Origin of the sequence: Bacillus sp. GMa5/1 (genome assembly GCF_050172015.1) — a bacterium.
Lineage (GTDB): Bacteria > Bacillota > Bacilli > Bacillales > Bacillaceae_G > Bacillus_A > Bacillus_A cereus.
The window spans coordinates 1-17,385 of the sequence record NZ_JBNLYC010000028.1 but is presented as its reverse complement, the minus strand read 5'-3'; the positions used below and the strand labels follow the sequence as shown (position 1 = coordinate 17,385).

Sequence of the window (17,385 nt, the reverse complement as noted above, 5' to 3'; positions counted from 1 at the left end):
ATTTCACATGCAATTCATGCTAAAAATGAATAGGAACACGTACTCGCATTAACTTCGAGTACAAAACAAATAGGCGAAGCTATAGAATAGGCTTCGCATCAAACGTGTGCTCACAGAGATTTATATTCATAAATCTCTGATTTTTTCACTTATCTTTCTCCATATACTCTTTAATTTTTCGTTCTTCCCATTCTTTTCCGAATATCCCAAATGGAAAAGTTGTTAAACCGTGTATAACGATACCAATCCCCCAACCTCCAAGTGGATATAAAAACCATAATTTACTTGAATCAGAGCTTATATTTATGAAAAAAAGCATTAAGTTAACTAATATATAGACCGTTAAATGAATGTAAAACGCTTTTAAATTCTCCACTCTTTTTTTAGCTCGTAAATAATTCTCATCTCGCTCCATATATAAACACCTCTTTCATTATTGTATTTTTTAACTCGCTCCGATTTAAACATCATATTCTAGTCGGATATCCCTTATTCTCAAAAAATACAAAGCAAAAAAGTATCCAGCAAATGGTCATACACATCACCATTTGCTGGATACTACATGATACATTTGTTATTTACAGGATTTTAATTAAGACCAAATCCATACACCATCATTATTTTCAGCGTTCGTCTTTGCTTCATGAACTTTTTCAATATGGTCAACTGTGTTCCAGTTAATAGAACTTCCGCCCCACCCTACATACTTCATATCAATTTTCACTTTCTCACCCGCATTAAATACTTGTCCCTTTGTTAAGAAAACATCAATAATAGCTTTCTTCCCATTTAGCGATGGATACTCAACTACAACATATTTAGTAGCACCGTCTCCCTCATCTTCCATCGTTCCTACTTTTGATACTTCTCCAATTACATAATTAGGTGAGCCATCTTCTTTCATGTGCATACCTAACTTGTTTGTTGTATTTTCAACTGCAGTTGCAACCATATATTCTGTAAAATTACGCATCATAGATCCAGTAGCTTTTACTTCATCTCCTACTTTCACATTTGAAAGTGAATCAATATACACACTAACCGGTTCCTCATATTGCTTAGATTTTACAACAATTACACCGTTATCTACTTCTACTACTCGTCCTTCTAACGTCGAGAAATTCGATTCAATAGAAGCTGCACTCGCTTTTGTTACTTCTAGTCCTGGTAAATTTGTTCCTGATAATGCTGCGATCCCTAAAGCACCTGCTAAAATTAATTTTTTCATACCCATTATGAAACATCTCCATTCATGATGATTTTATTTTTTTGATTGGTATCGACCAACCTGTAACCATTACAGTTACAGGTTGTAGAAAATAGCAACCCTCTTTCTTATGCAATTTTGCATACTGTAACTTTTAAATATATAGCAAGAGGACTAAATTCTCGAATTATAATAGTTAATTTAATTCAAAGCTAAAATAACCTTATGACCACGGTATAAAGAAATTAAGAACTATTTTCGGTCCTAAGGTTAACGAATAGCTTTATAAAAACTCAATCAAAATCTATTCAACTAGTTGAAAAATGAACTATGTCGAAATTTATTTTTATAAAATTCAAATTTTAAGGAGGTTTTACAAAATATTACACAGAATCATTCGTATATCGTAATATTTTTGGGATTTTTTACAATTCGTTTCATTTTATCTACCACGTTTAGACAAAATGAAATAAAACAATAAAAAGGAGAGAGATAGATTGAAAAGAAAAATTAGTACAGCTGTTGTAGGGTTATCGGTATTTAGCTTCGGTCTTTTTGGTGTAAATATTGGAGAAGGTGGAGGCGTTGTAAAAGCTGAGCATGGTGAAACTTTTGCTCCAAAATTAGAAAGCCATGGGGACCACGGTGGCGCTTCTGCTTTCAATGTTGGTGATACTCCTGCTCCGAAATCAGTAAGCATTGGGGATGGCGGTGGCGCTCCTGCTTATGATCATGGTAGACCTCCTATTTCATCATACAATATAGGGGATACTTGGGCACCTTCTTATACAAATACTCATGGAGAAGGAATGGCTCCTAAAAAAGAGAGTCACGCTGACTTCTTTGCTCCTACGTTAGAAACGCATGGTCATACTGGCGGCCCTGCTTTAAATGTTGGCGATACTGGCGGGGCTCCTGCATTAAACATCGGCGACACTGGTGGAGCTCCTAAACAGGAAGGGCATACACATTTCCCTGCTCCGAAAGTTGAATCTCATGGCAATACTGGCGGCGCCCCTGCTAATTCTGAACATGGTACAGGTTGGTAAGTTAACAAAATTAAAATCTATTTAGATTACCATTTTCATATACTTACAAGGAAACCATCCGATGTAACAAATATTATGTATATACATGATTTCTATTGTGATACACTCTAACCGAGAGAAATCTCCAATACATATGTGGTTTTCAAGTCTAAAAAATACACCTAGTAATGAGGTGTATTTTTATTTTACCTCTCTATCTACTAATCAAAGAATAATCCCCTAAAAATCAAAAAAAACGAAGAAACTGCCTATACTTCGGACACTTAAAGTACCACGAACGTTGCGATTTTTAGTGACAATCCGTATCAAACCTCACTTTCATCCCATGCCTAAAGGCGATAGCTTTCTTGTTCAGGAAAAGCTGTAACCTCTCCATTCATGATGATTTTATTTTTCGGATTGAATACGATCAACTTGTAATCATTACAGTTACAAATCGCAGAAAATATCAGCCATCTTTCTCATACAATGTTGCATACTGTAATTTTCAAATATAAATCGGTTATTCCTATATTCAACACTAAGACTGAATTCTTGAATCCCAGCAGGTAAACGGATTGATGATGAAGAAACTAATGTCATACATCATGTATTTCAATGATACAGTTTGTATAATCGTAGTCCATTACATTCTGTAGCAGCGGAGTTAACATGTTAATAAAACCAAAGAGGTTACAAGCAGGAGACACCGTGACAACAGTAAGTCCTTCATGGGGAGGCGCAGGTGATTCTGAGATAAGATAACGATATGACAGGGCTCAAATAAATAAAAACACTCCTATAAGATATGACTGTGAATTAGTACTTTTTAAATGATATGGAGATTACTTATCTAATGATAAAGGGGGATTTACGTGTATGGAAGTAACATTTACAGTAAGTAAATGGGATGAAAAACTAATTGATGATACTAGAAAAGATTTCCCTATTAATATTGCCCATGTTGAATATGATATTGATGGAGAATTAAAAGGAAAAGCTTTTGTTGAATACTTATTATATTATCTAGACTCAAATATAAATGATGGTCACTTGGCTACGGCTAAAATTTCTGGATTTTTACACTTTGAAGGAATTTATAAGGGGCAACAAGGGACATTCACAGCTATAGAGCAAGGAATATTTGATAAAGGAAATTTAGATTCCCCAGGAACAATTATTAAAGCTACCGGTAACTTAAAAAATCTGAGAGGGTCCTATAATTATCAGTTTACAGGTCAAACCAGTAAACTGATTTTAGAATTTGAACTTTAGCAAAATATCCTATAATTTAGTGGAAAGGACATTTCTTGTAATACTAGGAATGTCCTTTTTGTTGACGAGCTAGTACGTTATAATCTCCGCCAATTTTTGTAGGTAGTGTTGATGTTAATAGGCCTTGTACAACAAATCTCCCCTGCTCATCTTTAGATACTTCTGTAAATAAAACAACATCCTCTCTCGTAAAAGTTCTTTCAAAGGTGATTTTTTCGCCTACTTGTAATTTCATCCCATGCCCCTCCTCAAAAACTCTTTTAAAATAAGAAAAACCGAAACTCAAATCATTTCGGTTTTTCAAAACTATAGAAGTCAATATTTACTTTAAAGAATGAACAAACAACCCACTACGCAGTTTCGGTTCAAACCACGTTGATTTCGGCGGCATGACTTCTCCGGCATCTGCGATTGCTAATAAATCTTCCATAGATGTCGGATATAATGCGAATGCTGCTTTGTATTCGCCGCTGTTCACAAGGCGTTCTAGTTCTTCTAACCCCCGTATTCCGCCAACAAAATCAATGCGTGAATCAGAACGCGGATCATGTATTTCAAGTACTTGGCTTAATAAATGATCTTGCAGGATAGATACATCTAAACCTCTAACAAGATCATTCGCATCAAATGTTTCTTCTTTCACAGTAAGCTTATACCACTTCTCATTTACATACATTCCAAATGTTTTTGGTTCATTTGGTTTATACGGAGAAACAGGTGCTTCTTCTACATAGAAGTATTGCTTGATTTGTTTTAAAAACTGTTCTTCTGATAAACCGTTTAAATCTTTCACAACTCGGTTATAGTCCCAAATCGATAATTCATCATGAGGGAATAGAACCGATAAGAAGAAATTAAATTCCTCTTCTCCTGTGTAATTTGGATATTGTTCTCTTCTCATAAGTCCTACTTTTGCAGCTGATGCAGAACGGTGATGCCCATCTGCAATATAAAGATTAGGAATATCTTCAAATGCGTTTACTAAAGTCGTAATTACATCTTCATCTGCAATCTTCCACGCAACATGCTTAACACCGTCTTCTGCTGTAAATGTATAAATTGGCGCATGCTCTTCTTTCCAGCTTCTAATTAAATGCTTTACTTCATCTTTTGTACGGTAAGTTAAAAATATCGGACCTGTATTTGCGTCACACACATCTACGTGGCGAATACGATCTAGTTCTTTTTCATGACGTGTTCTTTCATGTTTTTTAATTGTATCATCTTCATACTCATCAATAGATGTACAAACGACAAGGCCTGACTGCGTTCTTCCTTGCATCGTCAGTTCATAAATATATAGCGCTGGCTCTTCATCTTGTATGAACACTTCTTCTCGTATAAATTGCTTTAAATTGTCGCCCGCTTTTTCATACACGCGATCATCATACGGTGACAATTCAGGATCTAAATCAATTTCTGCTTTATCAACATGCAAGAAAGAATATGGATTCCCTTTTACAACTTCCCTTGCCTCTTCACTATTTAATACGTCATACGGTAAAGCTGCCACTTGTGCCGCTTTTTCCTCTACTGGACGAATGGCCCGAAACGGTCGTATTTTTGCCACATTCCTCTCTCCTTTACACAATCATTCGAACGGCTACAACACCTGTAATTTTGCTTATATTTTCTACAATATTCTCTTTTATTATATCATCAATTCCGTTATCGATATCAATCATTGTGTATGCCCAAGAATGTTTACTACGATTAATCATATCGGCAATATTAATATGATGTTCCGCTAAGCATCCTGTAATTTGCCCTACCATATTCGGGACATTTTGATGCATAATTGTAATTCGTTTCTTTCCGATATACGGCAATTCTACGTTTGGATAATTTACTGAGTTACGAATATTTCCTGTCTCTAAATATTCACGTAATTGACGTGCTGCCATTACTGCACAATTTTCTTCTGATTCAGACGTAGATGCACCAAGGTGAGGCGTCGCTGTTACATTTTTCATCTTTATTACATTTTCATTCGGGAAGTCCGTTACGTAATGTGTAATAATATCTTCTCCTAATGCTTTTTGAAGAACCTTTTCATCTACAAGTTCTCCTCTAGAGAAATTAAATAGACGCATCCCTCTTTTCATCTTCTCTACAGCGTGTTCCCCAATGATCCCCTTCGTTTGATTCGTAAGAGGAATATGCAGTGTAATATAATCACACGTTGCAAAAATTTCATCAAGGCTAAATGCTCTTTGCACATGTGTAGAAAGACGCCAAGCTGTTTCAACTGAAATATAAGGATCATATCCGATAACATCCATGCCTAACGCTAACGCATCGTTCGCAACTAAAGCACCGATTGCGCCAAGTCCGATAACACCTAGACGTTTCCCTGCAATTTCTGATCCAACAAATTGTTTTTTTCCTGATTCAACAAGCTGTGGTACTTCTTCACCCTCTAAGTTTTTCGTCCAACTTACACCATTAATAATGTTGCGTGAAGACATAATAAGACTGGCAATAATGAGTTCCTTTACTGCATTAGCATTTGCCCCCGGCGTGTTAAATACTACAATTCCTTTTTCTGTACATCGCTCGACAGGAATATTATTTACACCAGCGCCAGCTCTTGCAATCGCCTTTAAGTCTTTTGAAAACTCTTCTTGATGTAAAGAGTAGCTACGAAGCAAAATTCCATCTGGATGATTGATTCTATCTCCTACTTCATAACGTTCTTCAGTAAAAACTTGCAAACCTTTTTCTGCAATTTGATTTAACGTTTGAACACGAAACATATCCCCATCTCCCTATCTATTCTCAAGCTCAAATTCCTTCATATAATCTACTAATCGTTTTACGCCGTGTGCTGGCATCGCATTGTAAATACTGGCACGCATACCGCCAACTGAGCGATGTCCTTTTAACGTAACAAGGCCGCGTTCCTTCGCTTTTTGTAAAAACTCATTGTTAAGTTCTTCTGACGGTGTTGTAAATGGAATGTTCATAAGTGATCGATACGCAGGATCAACTGGTGAAGTAAACAATTTAGATTCATCTAAAAAATGATAAATAAGTGAAGATTTCATTCTATTTTGTTCTTCAATCGCAGATACTCCGCCTTGCTCTTTCAACCACTCTAGTACAAGTTTTGTTACGTAAATACTAAAGGATGGCGGTGTATTATATAAGGAATTATTTTTACTGTAAGTTTCATAATTTAACATTGTCGGACAAGAGCGATCTGCTCCCCCAATTAAATCTCTTTTTATAATAGCAATCGTTAAGCCCGCTGGTCCTAAATTTTTTTGTGCTCCCGCGTATATAAGACCAAACTTCGAAACATCATATTGTTCTGACAAAATATTTGAAGACATATCCGCAACGAGCGGCACTCTTTCTATATGTGGAATATCCACATATTTTGTCCCCTCAATTGTATTATTCGTTGTAATATGTACATAATCTAGTTTTTCATCGCTTAGTAAACCGTCCAGTTTAGGAATCGTAGTAAACTTCTCTTGCTCGGAAGAAGCAATTACTTGTACTTCCCCAACTTTTTCGGCTTCTTGCAGTGCCTTTTTAGACCATGAGCCAGTTAGTACGTATCCAGCTTTTTTATACGTATTCATTAAGTTCAGTGGTATCATAGAAAATTGTAATGACGCACCGCCTTGTAAAAATAAAACTTCATACTCATCAGGGATGCTCATTAATTCACGAAGTAAGTTACTCGCTTCCTCTATAATACTTTGAAAATAAGAAGATCGATGACTCATTTCCATAATAGACATGCCTGTCCCGTTATAATTTACAAGCTCCTTTTGCACTTTCTCTAAAACTGGCAAAGGGAGTATTGATGGTCCTGCTGAAAAATTATAGACTCTCTCCATTACCCTCATAACCTCCCTATTTCTCATTTTTATTAATTTTTAAACTTTCTGAATTATAACCCAAAATATAATACGTGGTCAATTTGTTTTCTATTATTACGGCGCAAGACGCAATGGAATCGCTTGCATGTGCAAACTATTTTTATAAACATACAAAAAAGTGTTAAGTACATAATCGTACTTAACACTCTAGTAATAAAGTATAATTGCTAATTATCCGTGAAGAACCGATCAAAAATTTGATAAATAGCAGAAAGACCAATGAGCCAATAAATAGTGTCCACAAGCGCCGGCATAGAACCAAACCATTTCTCAACTACATTGTAATCTAACGCTACAAACAACCAATTCAAACCGCCGAGAATCACCAAAATTACTGTAAGGTAAGACAAAAATTTCATTATGATTGCCCCCTAGGTGATAAGATGGTGAAAGGCCTTTCACTAAAAATATATGTAGTAAACTTTAAAACTTACCTATTTTATAAAAATTATTTTCGGTACCACCCGTTAATAACTGTCTCTGCTTCTTTACTATGTATTTGATACGCATGTGTACTATCATTAGAGCCAATAAACCAAATTGAAAAACCTTTAAAATATGGTTTCGGTTCTAATACATCTCGGTAAGCACGCCATCCATTTAATTGTACATCTTTCGAAAACACATTTGAAACATCTGGATTCCATGGATTTTGTAATCCAAGTTCACGTGCTGGAACGTTAAATCCACCGAAGTAAACTGGCTTTCCTGTTGCATTATGTAATTGTTCCAATTGCTGAACAACATTTTGCCCACGATTATATACTGTTGTCGCAAATAAACTTTGCTTCACTTCTTCATATGTTGGATTTCTTTTTCCTGAAACTTCAAACCAACTGTCTATGCTAACAATATCCACCTTTTTTAAATACGGGCGATTGATTTTCTCTTTAAACTTCGCTTCATAAGAAGGGTCCCAGCTTGCTGTTAACCACCAGTTCATTTGATACAAAATATTTCCTTTATACTGATTACGAACAAAATCAATTGTATCGCTCCAGTATCCTTCTGCATACTCCATATTCACGAAATTAGAAGCAATCTTTAGTCCATACACATTGTATTTACTTGTAATGGAATTAAAAATATCTTGCAGAATAACCTTCTTCCAATTCCAGAAGAAATCATTAATGTTACTTGGGTTCCATTCTGTCTCTCCAACATTCCCCTGCTGAATATATGGGAACGGTTCCACTATAACTTGAATATTACGCTTTAATAATTCTTGAATTAAAATAATAGCTTGTTGCTTTTGCGCTTGATTAATTACCATGTTAGTAGAAGTCACATTTGGGATATCTACTTGAATCGGTACATTTACTGTATTTAAATTTAAGCGCTCCACATCCGCTAATACTTTCGCTACATTTCCAACTTCCCATACTGTTACGTTTCCTGATTTGATTTTTCCAGATTGAACAGTATTTACATCTGCCTGTACATTTCCTTGAAAACAAAAAGAAAACAACATAATAAACACTCCTAAAAAACTTATTAAACTCTTATTTTTCTTCACAACTTTCCCCCTATAATTTTTGCCTTTCTTGATTATTTTATACAACGTTTCACATTTATTCCAGAAAAAAATGAAGTGCCATTCAACTATATTCATATAAATCTTCTAAAAATAGTAGGAAAAATAAAAAAGGAGCAGATTTCCGCTCCTTTTTATCCTTTTACGATTGAAATTATTGAATCCCTTCTGGTAACTTAATTGAATCAAACTTTTCATATGAATCAATCTTTATACTCACAACTGCATCCAATTTTTCCTTATCTGTACTAGCTTTTTTATCTGAGTTACTTTCACTCACTTTTATAGTTGTTCGCATCTCTTCAAATTTATAATCTTTTGTTATTATATATTCAATGTTAAACGCATCCATATTAAATCCTTCCGTTAATTTTTTCATATCTCCATTAATTTTTTGTAACGTATCTACCGCTTCTTTTCCCTTTAATTCAAGTGTAAGTTTATATGTGTCTCCATCTTTCTTTGCTTTCATTTTCTTAGCCAAAGCTTCCGGTAAATCTAACTCATTAAGTAAATTTTTACTGACCATTACATCATTTACATTAAATTGATTATTAGGTATCGTAACTAACTCTCCTGTATCAGGGTTTTTCACTTGAGCAGCGACCTTTCCATCTACTTCATACGTTACAATATCTGTACCACTTATTTTCATTTCAGCTCTAGAATTCTTCAGTTTCGGCTCCATTTGTATTTTCATTTTAATTTCTTCTGATTGGCCGCTCCCCTTCATTGACATAAGAGATGTCAATGTAAGATATTCCTCTTGTTTTAATCCGTCAGCTGCTTTTTTAAAAATATCTTTCGCTACTAACTCTTTTTCTTTTTTTACAGATACTGTTTTAGGTCCACTTGTTTTTTCACTGCTACAACCAGTTGTTAAACCTACTATTAACGCCAAACTAGATATTACAACCATTTTCTTCATACTGATTCTCCCCATTTCCCACTTAAAAATATTTTCATCCCATGTATAGTAAATCAACTGAAATAAATATATATACAATAATTATTTAACCTCTAAACGAAACCAGTTATTCAATCCGTATACTAATGTAACTAAAGCTCCTATCATACCAAAAACAACAATATTTATACCAATTGACGAACCAAATAAAACAGCCATCATTGACACCATCAGTAATAGCATAGCAATACTATTTATCTTAATTTCTACTACATCGCCATCCTTTACTTTCTTTTCTTTACTTCCAAAAAAGAATTGTTTTACTTTAATATTCGCTTCATCTAATTCAAAAGGAAGCGTATATTCTTCGTTATTCTCAAGTTTCATTACTACTTCGTTATCTACCTTTACAGCAACTCTTGCTGCTCCTCCCATTACCCCTGTTGCTCTTATTACTTTAACGCTCATGTTAAATCTCCTCTCCCCCTATGACTTCTCCATGTCATTCATTTTTGTAATTCTTCTCTTATGAAATCCTTGAATGTAAAACAAAAAATGTATTTGTATGACACCGAAATCTTTTACGCTATACACCCATTTCTCGTTAAACAAAATATTCCAACAGAAATTATAACAAGTTCCTGCAAATTTTTTTGTCAAATTTTGTCGCGTTTACAAAAAAAGAGACTCTTACATATAGTAAAAGTCTTTTCTATCATTACCGTGGCTGTAACGTTAACATTTCCCCTTCTATTCCCGCTGTATTCAGTGTAGTCGTATGATAAATCATCTATTTGATCATGATACCAATCCCTTCTAAAAGGATAAAAATCCTCTTCCCCCTAATTCGCTTTTATTATGAAAGAACCTTTTGAAACATTGAAAAACCCCCTTCATTTTCCTACCAATGAAGGGGGTTTTCTTATCGTTCCCTACGCCAACTTTCATTATGCCCAAGATTTGAATCTGTCGCTACTTGCACATCATATAACATTTCACTAAAGAAGCGTTTATCTACTTCTTTTGGTACAATGCGTCTTTCATCATCAATCTCATCGTATTCATATGAACCACGATTCACTGTACCTGCTTTATAAAATTGAATGTCAAATACACATACATCTTCTTCATCTTCATAACCAATCGGTGCTCCGCTAAATGACAATTGCACTCCTAATCCGGTACGAGTATCTTCTTTGTAAAATGTATAATATACACCGCCATCTTGAACAGACCCACGGATCCATCCTAGCTTCGTCATCTTACCGAATAACGAACGACCATTTAGTAAAATACCGCCAAATCTCTCAATAGCACTCTCATCATTCTCTTCTACTACAAACACTGGACGCTCAATTTGTAGGAACGGCTGAACAATTCCCGCACTTTCTAATTGCTCTTTCCATAATTCCTTCTCCGCCTCAGGCAATTCTAACGGATGAACGAAACCAATAACAGTGCCAGATGAAAGTTCATAACTCTTCCCGTCAATTGTACAGAACACGCCACCTTCTGCATAACGGAATGCCTTTAGCAACTTCCCTTTCTTATACTCACCCCAAATGAGTGAAATAGAAAATTGCTTCATAATTGGATTATCCATAAATACAGACTTCCATGCATTATGTGACCAATAACGCTTTAATGAAAGTGCCGTTTCCAATCGTTGTTTTTGCATGGAAAGAGTATTTCGGAGTTCCTTCTTTAAAGAGGCTAATTCTTTTTTAGCCTCTTCAGCCTTTTCTACATCATCTTTTGCATTCGGCTTTGGAAGTGACTTCATACGTTTTCCTTCTTCTGTCTCTAATTCAATTTTTGACTCTGTAGTTAAGATGGCAGTAAAACTTCGATTCCCGAAATCAATTATTTTTTCACCATGTATAGTAAAGCCAAGGTCCGGCACCAATTGATCTTCCAGCTCTTCCTCTGTTATACCACGTGTTTTCGCAGCAAGACTTAGCGCTTCTTTTGCTGCATTACGTACTTGCTTATGTTTATATTTAAATGCTATTGCATGAATAGACATAAGTGCAAGCTTAGATGAAGACAAACCTAAAGCACGAACGGCATCCGCTGCTATCTTTCCTCTCATTTGAAGCACCCATTCATCAATTTGCTTTATAAGTATGTCGACCATTTTGTCGTCACTATACATTCCGTATAACGAAAGAATTCCACGTTTCTTCACATCTGCGTCTTGAGAAATCCATATTTGATATATTGTTTGCACATATTCTTTTAAGTCCTCTTCATTTAAAGCTCTACCAATTACTTCTGCTGTTTCTTTCTTCTCAATAACAGCATCTGAAATATACTGTTGTAAATAGGCTAACGGAATTGCAGCATCAGCAATTTCATCAGAGTCACGTAAACGGATTTGTGGCTCATCCCCAATCAATTGCAGAAGTGAATTTCTTGTTTGTTCAGTTAAAATACGTGCACATAGTTCTTCTATCTTTTTTTCCTCCGTTTGAAATAAAAACGAGAATTTTCCTGCGAAAGATTCATTTTTACTTTCTTGCAAAGCTTCCTGTACAAGTTTCGTATATTTTTCAAGCTTATACTCTATAAGTATTTTCATCACATTTTCACAAACAATTTTCTTTTTATTATGAAGTTCAACTGCTACATCTGCTGCAGCTTCTACATCTTTTGAAAGCAGTTTAACTACAGACTCACGCATTTTTTTAGATGAATCTCCTAAGCTTTTAATTAAAATTGGACGCATTTTAATCATGTTATCCTTTGCTAACTCTTCTAAAATATATGCTTTGGCCACAGCAGAATACTCATCAAATCGTTCAATGATGTACGCTTGTTCTTTTACAATTACACAAACAAGCGCTTCCTTCGCCTTATTTCGCTCTTCACTGTAGCATGCAGCTTCTTCAACTGCATAAGCGATAAGCTTTTCCTTACTTAATCCATACGAAAGCAGATCTTCTAATACTTGTTTCGGTTCTACTCCCCTGACAGAACATTCGTAAAGAAGTTCGTATAAATTAACACTATCTTCATCTCCAAACTGTAGTGTAAGTACAGCTTCCCTCTTCGCTACATCATCTATATCCCAAAGAAGCGCAACCTCTAACACCGGCATACCCCAATACATACTTCTATATTTCGGATTTTTAAGTATTTGCTCCATATCCTCAAGTGACAATTTCCCTAGTAAATAATCACGATATGTATCCCGCACTGTAGACAATTTTATTTGCAAAGCAGCAACAAAAAATTCTTCTCGCATTTTCCCTATATTTAGCTCATATCCTTTTTCAGCTAACGTTCGTGCGATGATGAGATAATTCATTTTACTTACATATTGCAAAGTACGTTGAATAAATTCAGGATCTTCCTCCAACATAAAGCATAGCAATTCATATTCATACGTCTTACAAAAATCCTCACTATTCAAATCATGTTGCCTTAGACGATGCGCAAAAAATCGTTCCTTAGAAATCCAAAACTGTGTACAAAAACTTTGAATTTCTTCATATGTTTCTCTATTTACACTACCAGTTTTTTTGTAGTTTTGAGACTGACCGAGAGTGTGACACATATAACGTGTTGCATAGTTTATAAAACCCCAAACATTTTTCTTCGCCAATATTTCAATATATCGCCTCGCAACATTCGAATATTTATGAACACAAAATAATAGCCGCCAAATATGTTCCGGTAAATTCCCACCTATAAATACTTCACTATCATCTTTACCTTTTAAATACCGTTTAACTGCTTCAACCTTTTCCTTTTCCCCTAGCAGTTTCAATATAAATTCTGTATGTTCTTCTAACCTCTCATTCAATAAAGAACTATATGTACGAAACTTTTCATAATCTACATCAAACATTACAAGAAGTAATGTTACTTGCTGGTTAGTTGGTAAAGTATGTAATTGTCCCTCTATATAGTTCGGATTCTCTCTTGTTAACTCTCTAAGAAAAACATCTGCTTCATTCACATAACTTGAAATACTGGATAAATATTTACATGCGATTGCTACAAGTTTGTCCAAAGGAAGTGCACTTTTTTCTAAATAAATCTTCATTTTAGAAAAACTGACATGCGCAAAACGGACTACAAGAACATTTAATAATTGCTCCTCGAGTATATGGTAAAATAATCGAAAAAAATCCGGATCTTGTTTATGCACTTTCCTAAAATCGTTTATAAATCGCTCCGCAAAATCGCTTCTTTTTTGATCACGAATTGTCGTTAGTTGAATATCTTTTAAAATCTCTTCTTCTTTTGTCTGTAAATATCGTTGTGATAATTGTTTCTGTTCTTCTGTCATATTAATATATTGAAACAACTCAGATGTACTAGTAGTCAAACTTTGTACCCCCCGCATCTTTTTATCTATTATAAAATACCCTTATTTAATGGTAGTATAGCATAAATCCCACAAAAACGAACATACATTCTATGTTAAGTTAATGTAAATTAAAATACACTACTCAAAATACATTTCCTTCTCTCTAAACTTCCCATTACGCACTTCTCCCCACTAAAATCCTTTAATTTTTCACTACACCAATTCCTCAAAATCCCCTTCACATAAGCTAACGTTTTCTTATTATTTTCAAACGCAATTTTAAGTGCCTCTAACACTTTCTCTCCAGAAAGTCTTTGTATCCAATTCTTCAATTCCTTCACAACATATGGGGATAAACTACTAATATTTTGTTCATAAAACTTATAAACTTCACTATTTGGAACGTCCTCTTCTATGGTTTCCACCTCTATCTCTTCCGCTTCTTCTTTCTCTTCAATAACTACTTGTGAACTACTATTATCCTCTTCTTTTGGCATACCAAAATGCTGCAATAATAATGGAATCTTGTATTCTTCTTCAAGGCATTTACGTAAAAATATATGTATGAACTCATTACTTTTTATAGTCTTTAACTCACGTAATACGCACTTCTCCACATTCGTATTTGAAATAGGGTTATAGTGTAACCAATTTATTATGAATACCTCTTTCGTTTCCGTATCATATAAAATCTTTCCATACTCAACAAACCTGTTTAGCAACTTCTCAACAGTCTCCATACTATAACCTGTTTCAAGCTCTGCCACACGCTTCGGTAATATGTAAATACCACATTGCTTCGTTTTCGTACCAGTTAACAAATATATGTAAAAATAACGCTCCTCTGGCGTTAAATCTAATATGAATTCATCTTGCCAAAAGTTCACCTGCACATTACGGTATACCGCCATATGTTTCCCTCCACTCTTTGCTAGTAAATAGGAAAATTTTAATCCTTCATTATAAAGATAGGCATACGGGAATGGTTTTGGCATTCGAATTACAATTTTTTTACTACTACAACGCCGGTTTCATTTTTTCGCGCTTGTTTTGTTCTTGTTTTTGTTTTTGTTTTTTCTTAGTGATTTATTACTTGGTAGGGGCTTATAAGGGGCTTGGAAGGGCATTCTACATTACAATCTATGAAATACAATTTGTTCTTCCTACTAAATAGGAGCTATTCCAAATTATTATTTTGGATAGCTCCTTTCAAATTCTTCTTATTTTTTACTTCTACCAATGTCAGCTTCTACATACCATTTATTCTGCTATTTGCGGACAGTACAACTCTCATTTCAAAATTCGGTGAATAAACTGCTCGATTGCAATGCGAGTGGCCCTCACTGATTAAAGTTTCCTTTTATTTTTGCATTGAATCTAACATCTTCACAATAAAGGCAGCTGCCTGACCACGAGTTGCTGTACCTCGGGGATTAAACTCATTATTTCCAATACCATTAACTACCTTTAGACTGTATAATCGTTGAACCGATTCTTTGTATGTTATTAAATGCTTATCTGTAAATGGTAATGCTACTAACTCACCTGTAATTCCTTTATATCGTAATGCTTTATCAATCATAATAGATACTTCTTCACGAGTAATTGGTGAGTTAGGATCAAAAATCCCTTCACCACGACCATTAATAATTCCTGCACTTGCACAACGTTTAATACCATCATGAAGTGATGGATGTGCCTCATTAATATCTACAAATGACTTATTTCCCTCTGGTAGTTTAAGAGCATTCGAGATTAATTTCGCAAACTCCGCTCTCGTTACATTTCGATATGGCGCAAATACACCATTACCTTCGCCTTGCATAATACCTAGACTGTTTAATTTACGAATATGCCTTTCAAACCAGCCACCTGTAATATCATCTTTTGGTTTTTGTACTTCTTCCTTTGGTACATTGTAGTTAATTTTAATCCAACTTGGGTCATAGAAAATCCATTCTCCATTACCTACTTTATACCAACCATTTTTAACCGCTAATACTTTGTAACGATCTCCGTTTGAAGCTTTACGTACAACACGATGTTCAATACCCGCATCACTACGTACATTGATGCCACTACCATTTACCACTAGTTCCATGCTAGGTTCAGCTGGATTATTTTCATTTGGATTAAATGAGTCATTTTTATCTTGTAAAGGTGTATCAATCTGCGCATTTATATTTGCATACCACTGAATTCCTTGTACGAAACCAGCCCAATTACCACGTGAAATTAAAATGTCAGGACATTTTTTCCCGCTCCATTGTTGATGCTTGTAAATATGATCTGCACCAATTCCTTCTTTGTTCATTAAATAACCTGCAAGTCGTTTTGCATTTTCTAAAGCTTTATTGTAATCACCATCTTGGTTAACCGCGATCTCAATACCGATAGACTCCCTGTTTCCTGATCCATCTCCATCTCCTGCATGCCAACCATTTTCGTTTGTTGGTAAGTGTTGATAAATTTGTTTATCGTCTACAGTAAAATGCCATGAAGCTGTTCGGAAAGTGCCTTCAGTTGCTTGCTTGTATAAATATTTCGCATGATTTTCAGCATTAGCACCAGCAGCTGTATTTGCGGTCTCATGGATTGTAATGTAACGTGCTTTCATCGGATTTGCAGGACGAATATCAGGATTTCCTGCTGGAACAATCCACTCCACAAATGGAACTCCTGCAAGTGTTCCATATTTCTTCGTACTCTGTGCGCTATATTGAATACCTCTTGGCTTTGCAACAGGTTTCATTTGACGATCAGACCCATCATTTCGACCATCTACAGATTCAAATGCCTTTTCAATGTTTGAAATAGCTTCCTTTTCTGCTACTTGTCCCTTCTTAGCATCTTGCATTTTGTTTAATTCTTCTGTTTCATCATGTTTATGCTTATATTCTTCTAAAAGCATTTTTTCATTTTCAGATACTTCTGCTTCGTTAATTTGTACATGATCAGGAACTTCCAACTTGAAATTAGAATAATTTAATCCGCTCGTTCCATGTTCTCCCTGGGCAATATTAAGTTGATCAGTTTGAGATTTGTTTATCTCTTCTGCTGATGCTGATAAAGGTACGCTCCCTAAAATCACTAGACTTGTTGATAGTGCGATTACTTGTTGTTTGATTGTCTTATTCATTATTATAATAAATACATACACACTCCCACCGTGTATGTATCTCAACCTCCCTTTATTGTCACATTAATTTTTAAAAATATGAAC

The 17,385-nt window shown here is 34.9% G+C and carries 14 protein-coding genes and 1 pseudogene; 2 read left to right on the top strand and 13 right to left on the bottom strand.

Going from position 1 to position 17,385, the window contains the following annotated elements; translation table 11 throughout:
- Positions 1 to 145: 145 nt before the first annotated feature.
- Positions 146 to 415, bottom strand: a complete 270-nt coding sequence (locus ACQGSG_RS09695; RefSeq protein ID WP_000438994.1) for a 2TM domain-containing protein — start codon at positions 413 to 415, stop codon at positions 146 to 148.
- 177 nt (positions 416 to 592) lie between these two features.
- Positions 593 to 1,234 (bottom strand): F0F1 ATP synthase subunit alpha, encoded by a 642-nt coding sequence (locus ACQGSG_RS09690; protein ID WP_000525525.1) that lies wholly within the window; start codon positions 1,232 to 1,234, stop codon positions 593 to 595.
- A 470-nt stretch (positions 1,235 to 1,704) separates the two neighbouring features.
- Here ACQGSG_RS09690 and ACQGSG_RS09685 point away from each other — a divergent pair, with 470 nt between their 5' ends.
- Together ACQGSG_RS09685 and ACQGSG_RS09680 are read left to right on the top strand one after the other, a co-directional pair.
- Positions 1,705 to 2,256 carry a hypothetical protein gene (locus ACQGSG_RS09685; RefSeq protein ID WP_088067452.1) on the top strand — a complete coding sequence of 184 codons (552 nt, stop codon included), beginning with the start codon at positions 1,705 to 1,707 and terminating at the stop codon, positions 2,254 to 2,256.
- Between the two features lie 858 nt (positions 2,257 to 3,114).
- Complete coding sequence (locus tag ACQGSG_RS09680; protein WP_325842285.1) at positions 3,115 to 3,510, top strand: DUF3224 domain-containing protein; 396 nt, start codon at positions 3,115 to 3,117, stop codon at positions 3,508 to 3,510.
- A gap of 61 nt (positions 3,511 to 3,571) precedes the next feature.
- Here the strand turns inward: ACQGSG_RS09680 and ACQGSG_RS09675 are convergent.
- The 11 genes and pseudogenes from ACQGSG_RS09675 to ACQGSG_RS09625 all read right to left on the bottom strand — a co-directional run.
- Positions 3,572 to 3,745, bottom strand: a pseudogene (locus tag ACQGSG_RS09675) (dehydratase); the annotation flags it as partial.
- Positions 3,746 to 3,832: 87 nt separating this feature from the next.
- Positions 3,833 to 5,080 carry a DUF1015 domain-containing protein gene (locus ACQGSG_RS09670; protein ID WP_016111584.1) on the bottom strand — a complete coding sequence of 416 codons (1,248 nt, stop codon included), beginning with the start codon at positions 5,078 to 5,080 and terminating at the stop codon, positions 3,833 to 3,835.
- Positions 5,081 to 5,093: 13 nt separating this feature from the next.
- Positions 5,094 to 6,266, bottom strand: coding sequence for a 3-phosphoglycerate dehydrogenase family protein (locus ACQGSG_RS09665; RefSeq protein ID WP_053512594.1), 1,173 nt, complete (start codon positions 6,264 to 6,266; stop codon positions 5,094 to 5,096).
- Positions 6,267 to 6,278: 12 nt separating this feature from the next.
- Positions 6,279 to 7,361, bottom strand: a complete 1,083-nt coding sequence (serC, locus tag ACQGSG_RS09660) for a 3-phosphoserine/phosphohydroxythreonine transaminase (RefSeq protein WP_000442941.1) — start codon at positions 7,359 to 7,361, stop codon at positions 6,279 to 6,281.
- Between the two features lie 209 nt (positions 7,362 to 7,570).
- Positions 7,571 to 7,762 (bottom strand): DUF378 domain-containing protein, encoded by a 192-nt coding sequence (locus ACQGSG_RS09655; RefSeq protein ID WP_000670803.1) that lies wholly within the window; start codon positions 7,760 to 7,762, stop codon positions 7,571 to 7,573.
- A gap of 89 nt (positions 7,763 to 7,851) precedes the next feature.
- Positions 7,852 to 8,919: a glycoside hydrolase family 113 gene (locus tag ACQGSG_RS09650; protein ID WP_141521725.1), complete on the bottom strand. Its 1,068-nt coding sequence runs from the start codon at positions 8,917 to 8,919 to the stop codon at positions 7,852 to 7,854.
- A 172-nt stretch (positions 8,920 to 9,091) separates the two neighbouring features.
- Positions 9,092 to 9,865 (bottom strand): DUF6612 family protein, encoded by a 774-nt coding sequence (locus ACQGSG_RS09645; protein WP_000738993.1) that lies wholly within the window; start codon positions 9,863 to 9,865, stop codon positions 9,092 to 9,094.
- A gap of 81 nt (positions 9,866 to 9,946) precedes the next feature.
- The gene (locus tag ACQGSG_RS09640) at positions 9,947 to 10,312 is read right to left on the bottom strand and encodes a hypothetical protein (RefSeq protein WP_065703669.1); all 366 of its coding nucleotides are present in this window, start codon (positions 10,310 to 10,312) and stop codon (positions 9,947 to 9,949) included.
- Positions 10,313 to 10,766: 454 nt separating this feature from the next.
- Positions 10,767 to 14,180 carry a DUF4132 domain-containing protein gene (locus tag ACQGSG_RS09635; protein ID WP_214631760.1) on the bottom strand — a complete coding sequence of 1,138 codons (3,414 nt, stop codon included), beginning with the start codon at positions 14,178 to 14,180 and terminating at the stop codon, positions 10,767 to 10,769.
- A gap of 110 nt (positions 14,181 to 14,290) precedes the next feature.
- Positions 14,291 to 15,073 carry a DnaD domain-containing protein gene (locus tag ACQGSG_RS09630; RefSeq protein WP_098926297.1) on the bottom strand — a complete coding sequence of 261 codons (783 nt, stop codon included), beginning with the start codon at positions 15,071 to 15,073 and terminating at the stop codon, positions 14,291 to 14,293.
- 449 nt (positions 15,074 to 15,522) lie between these two features.
- Positions 15,523 to 17,301 carry an S-layer homology domain-containing protein gene (locus ACQGSG_RS09625; RefSeq protein ID WP_426947277.1) on the bottom strand — a complete coding sequence of 593 codons (1,779 nt, stop codon included), beginning with the start codon at positions 17,299 to 17,301 and terminating at the stop codon, positions 15,523 to 15,525.
- Positions 17,302 to 17,385 lie beyond the last annotated feature (84 nt).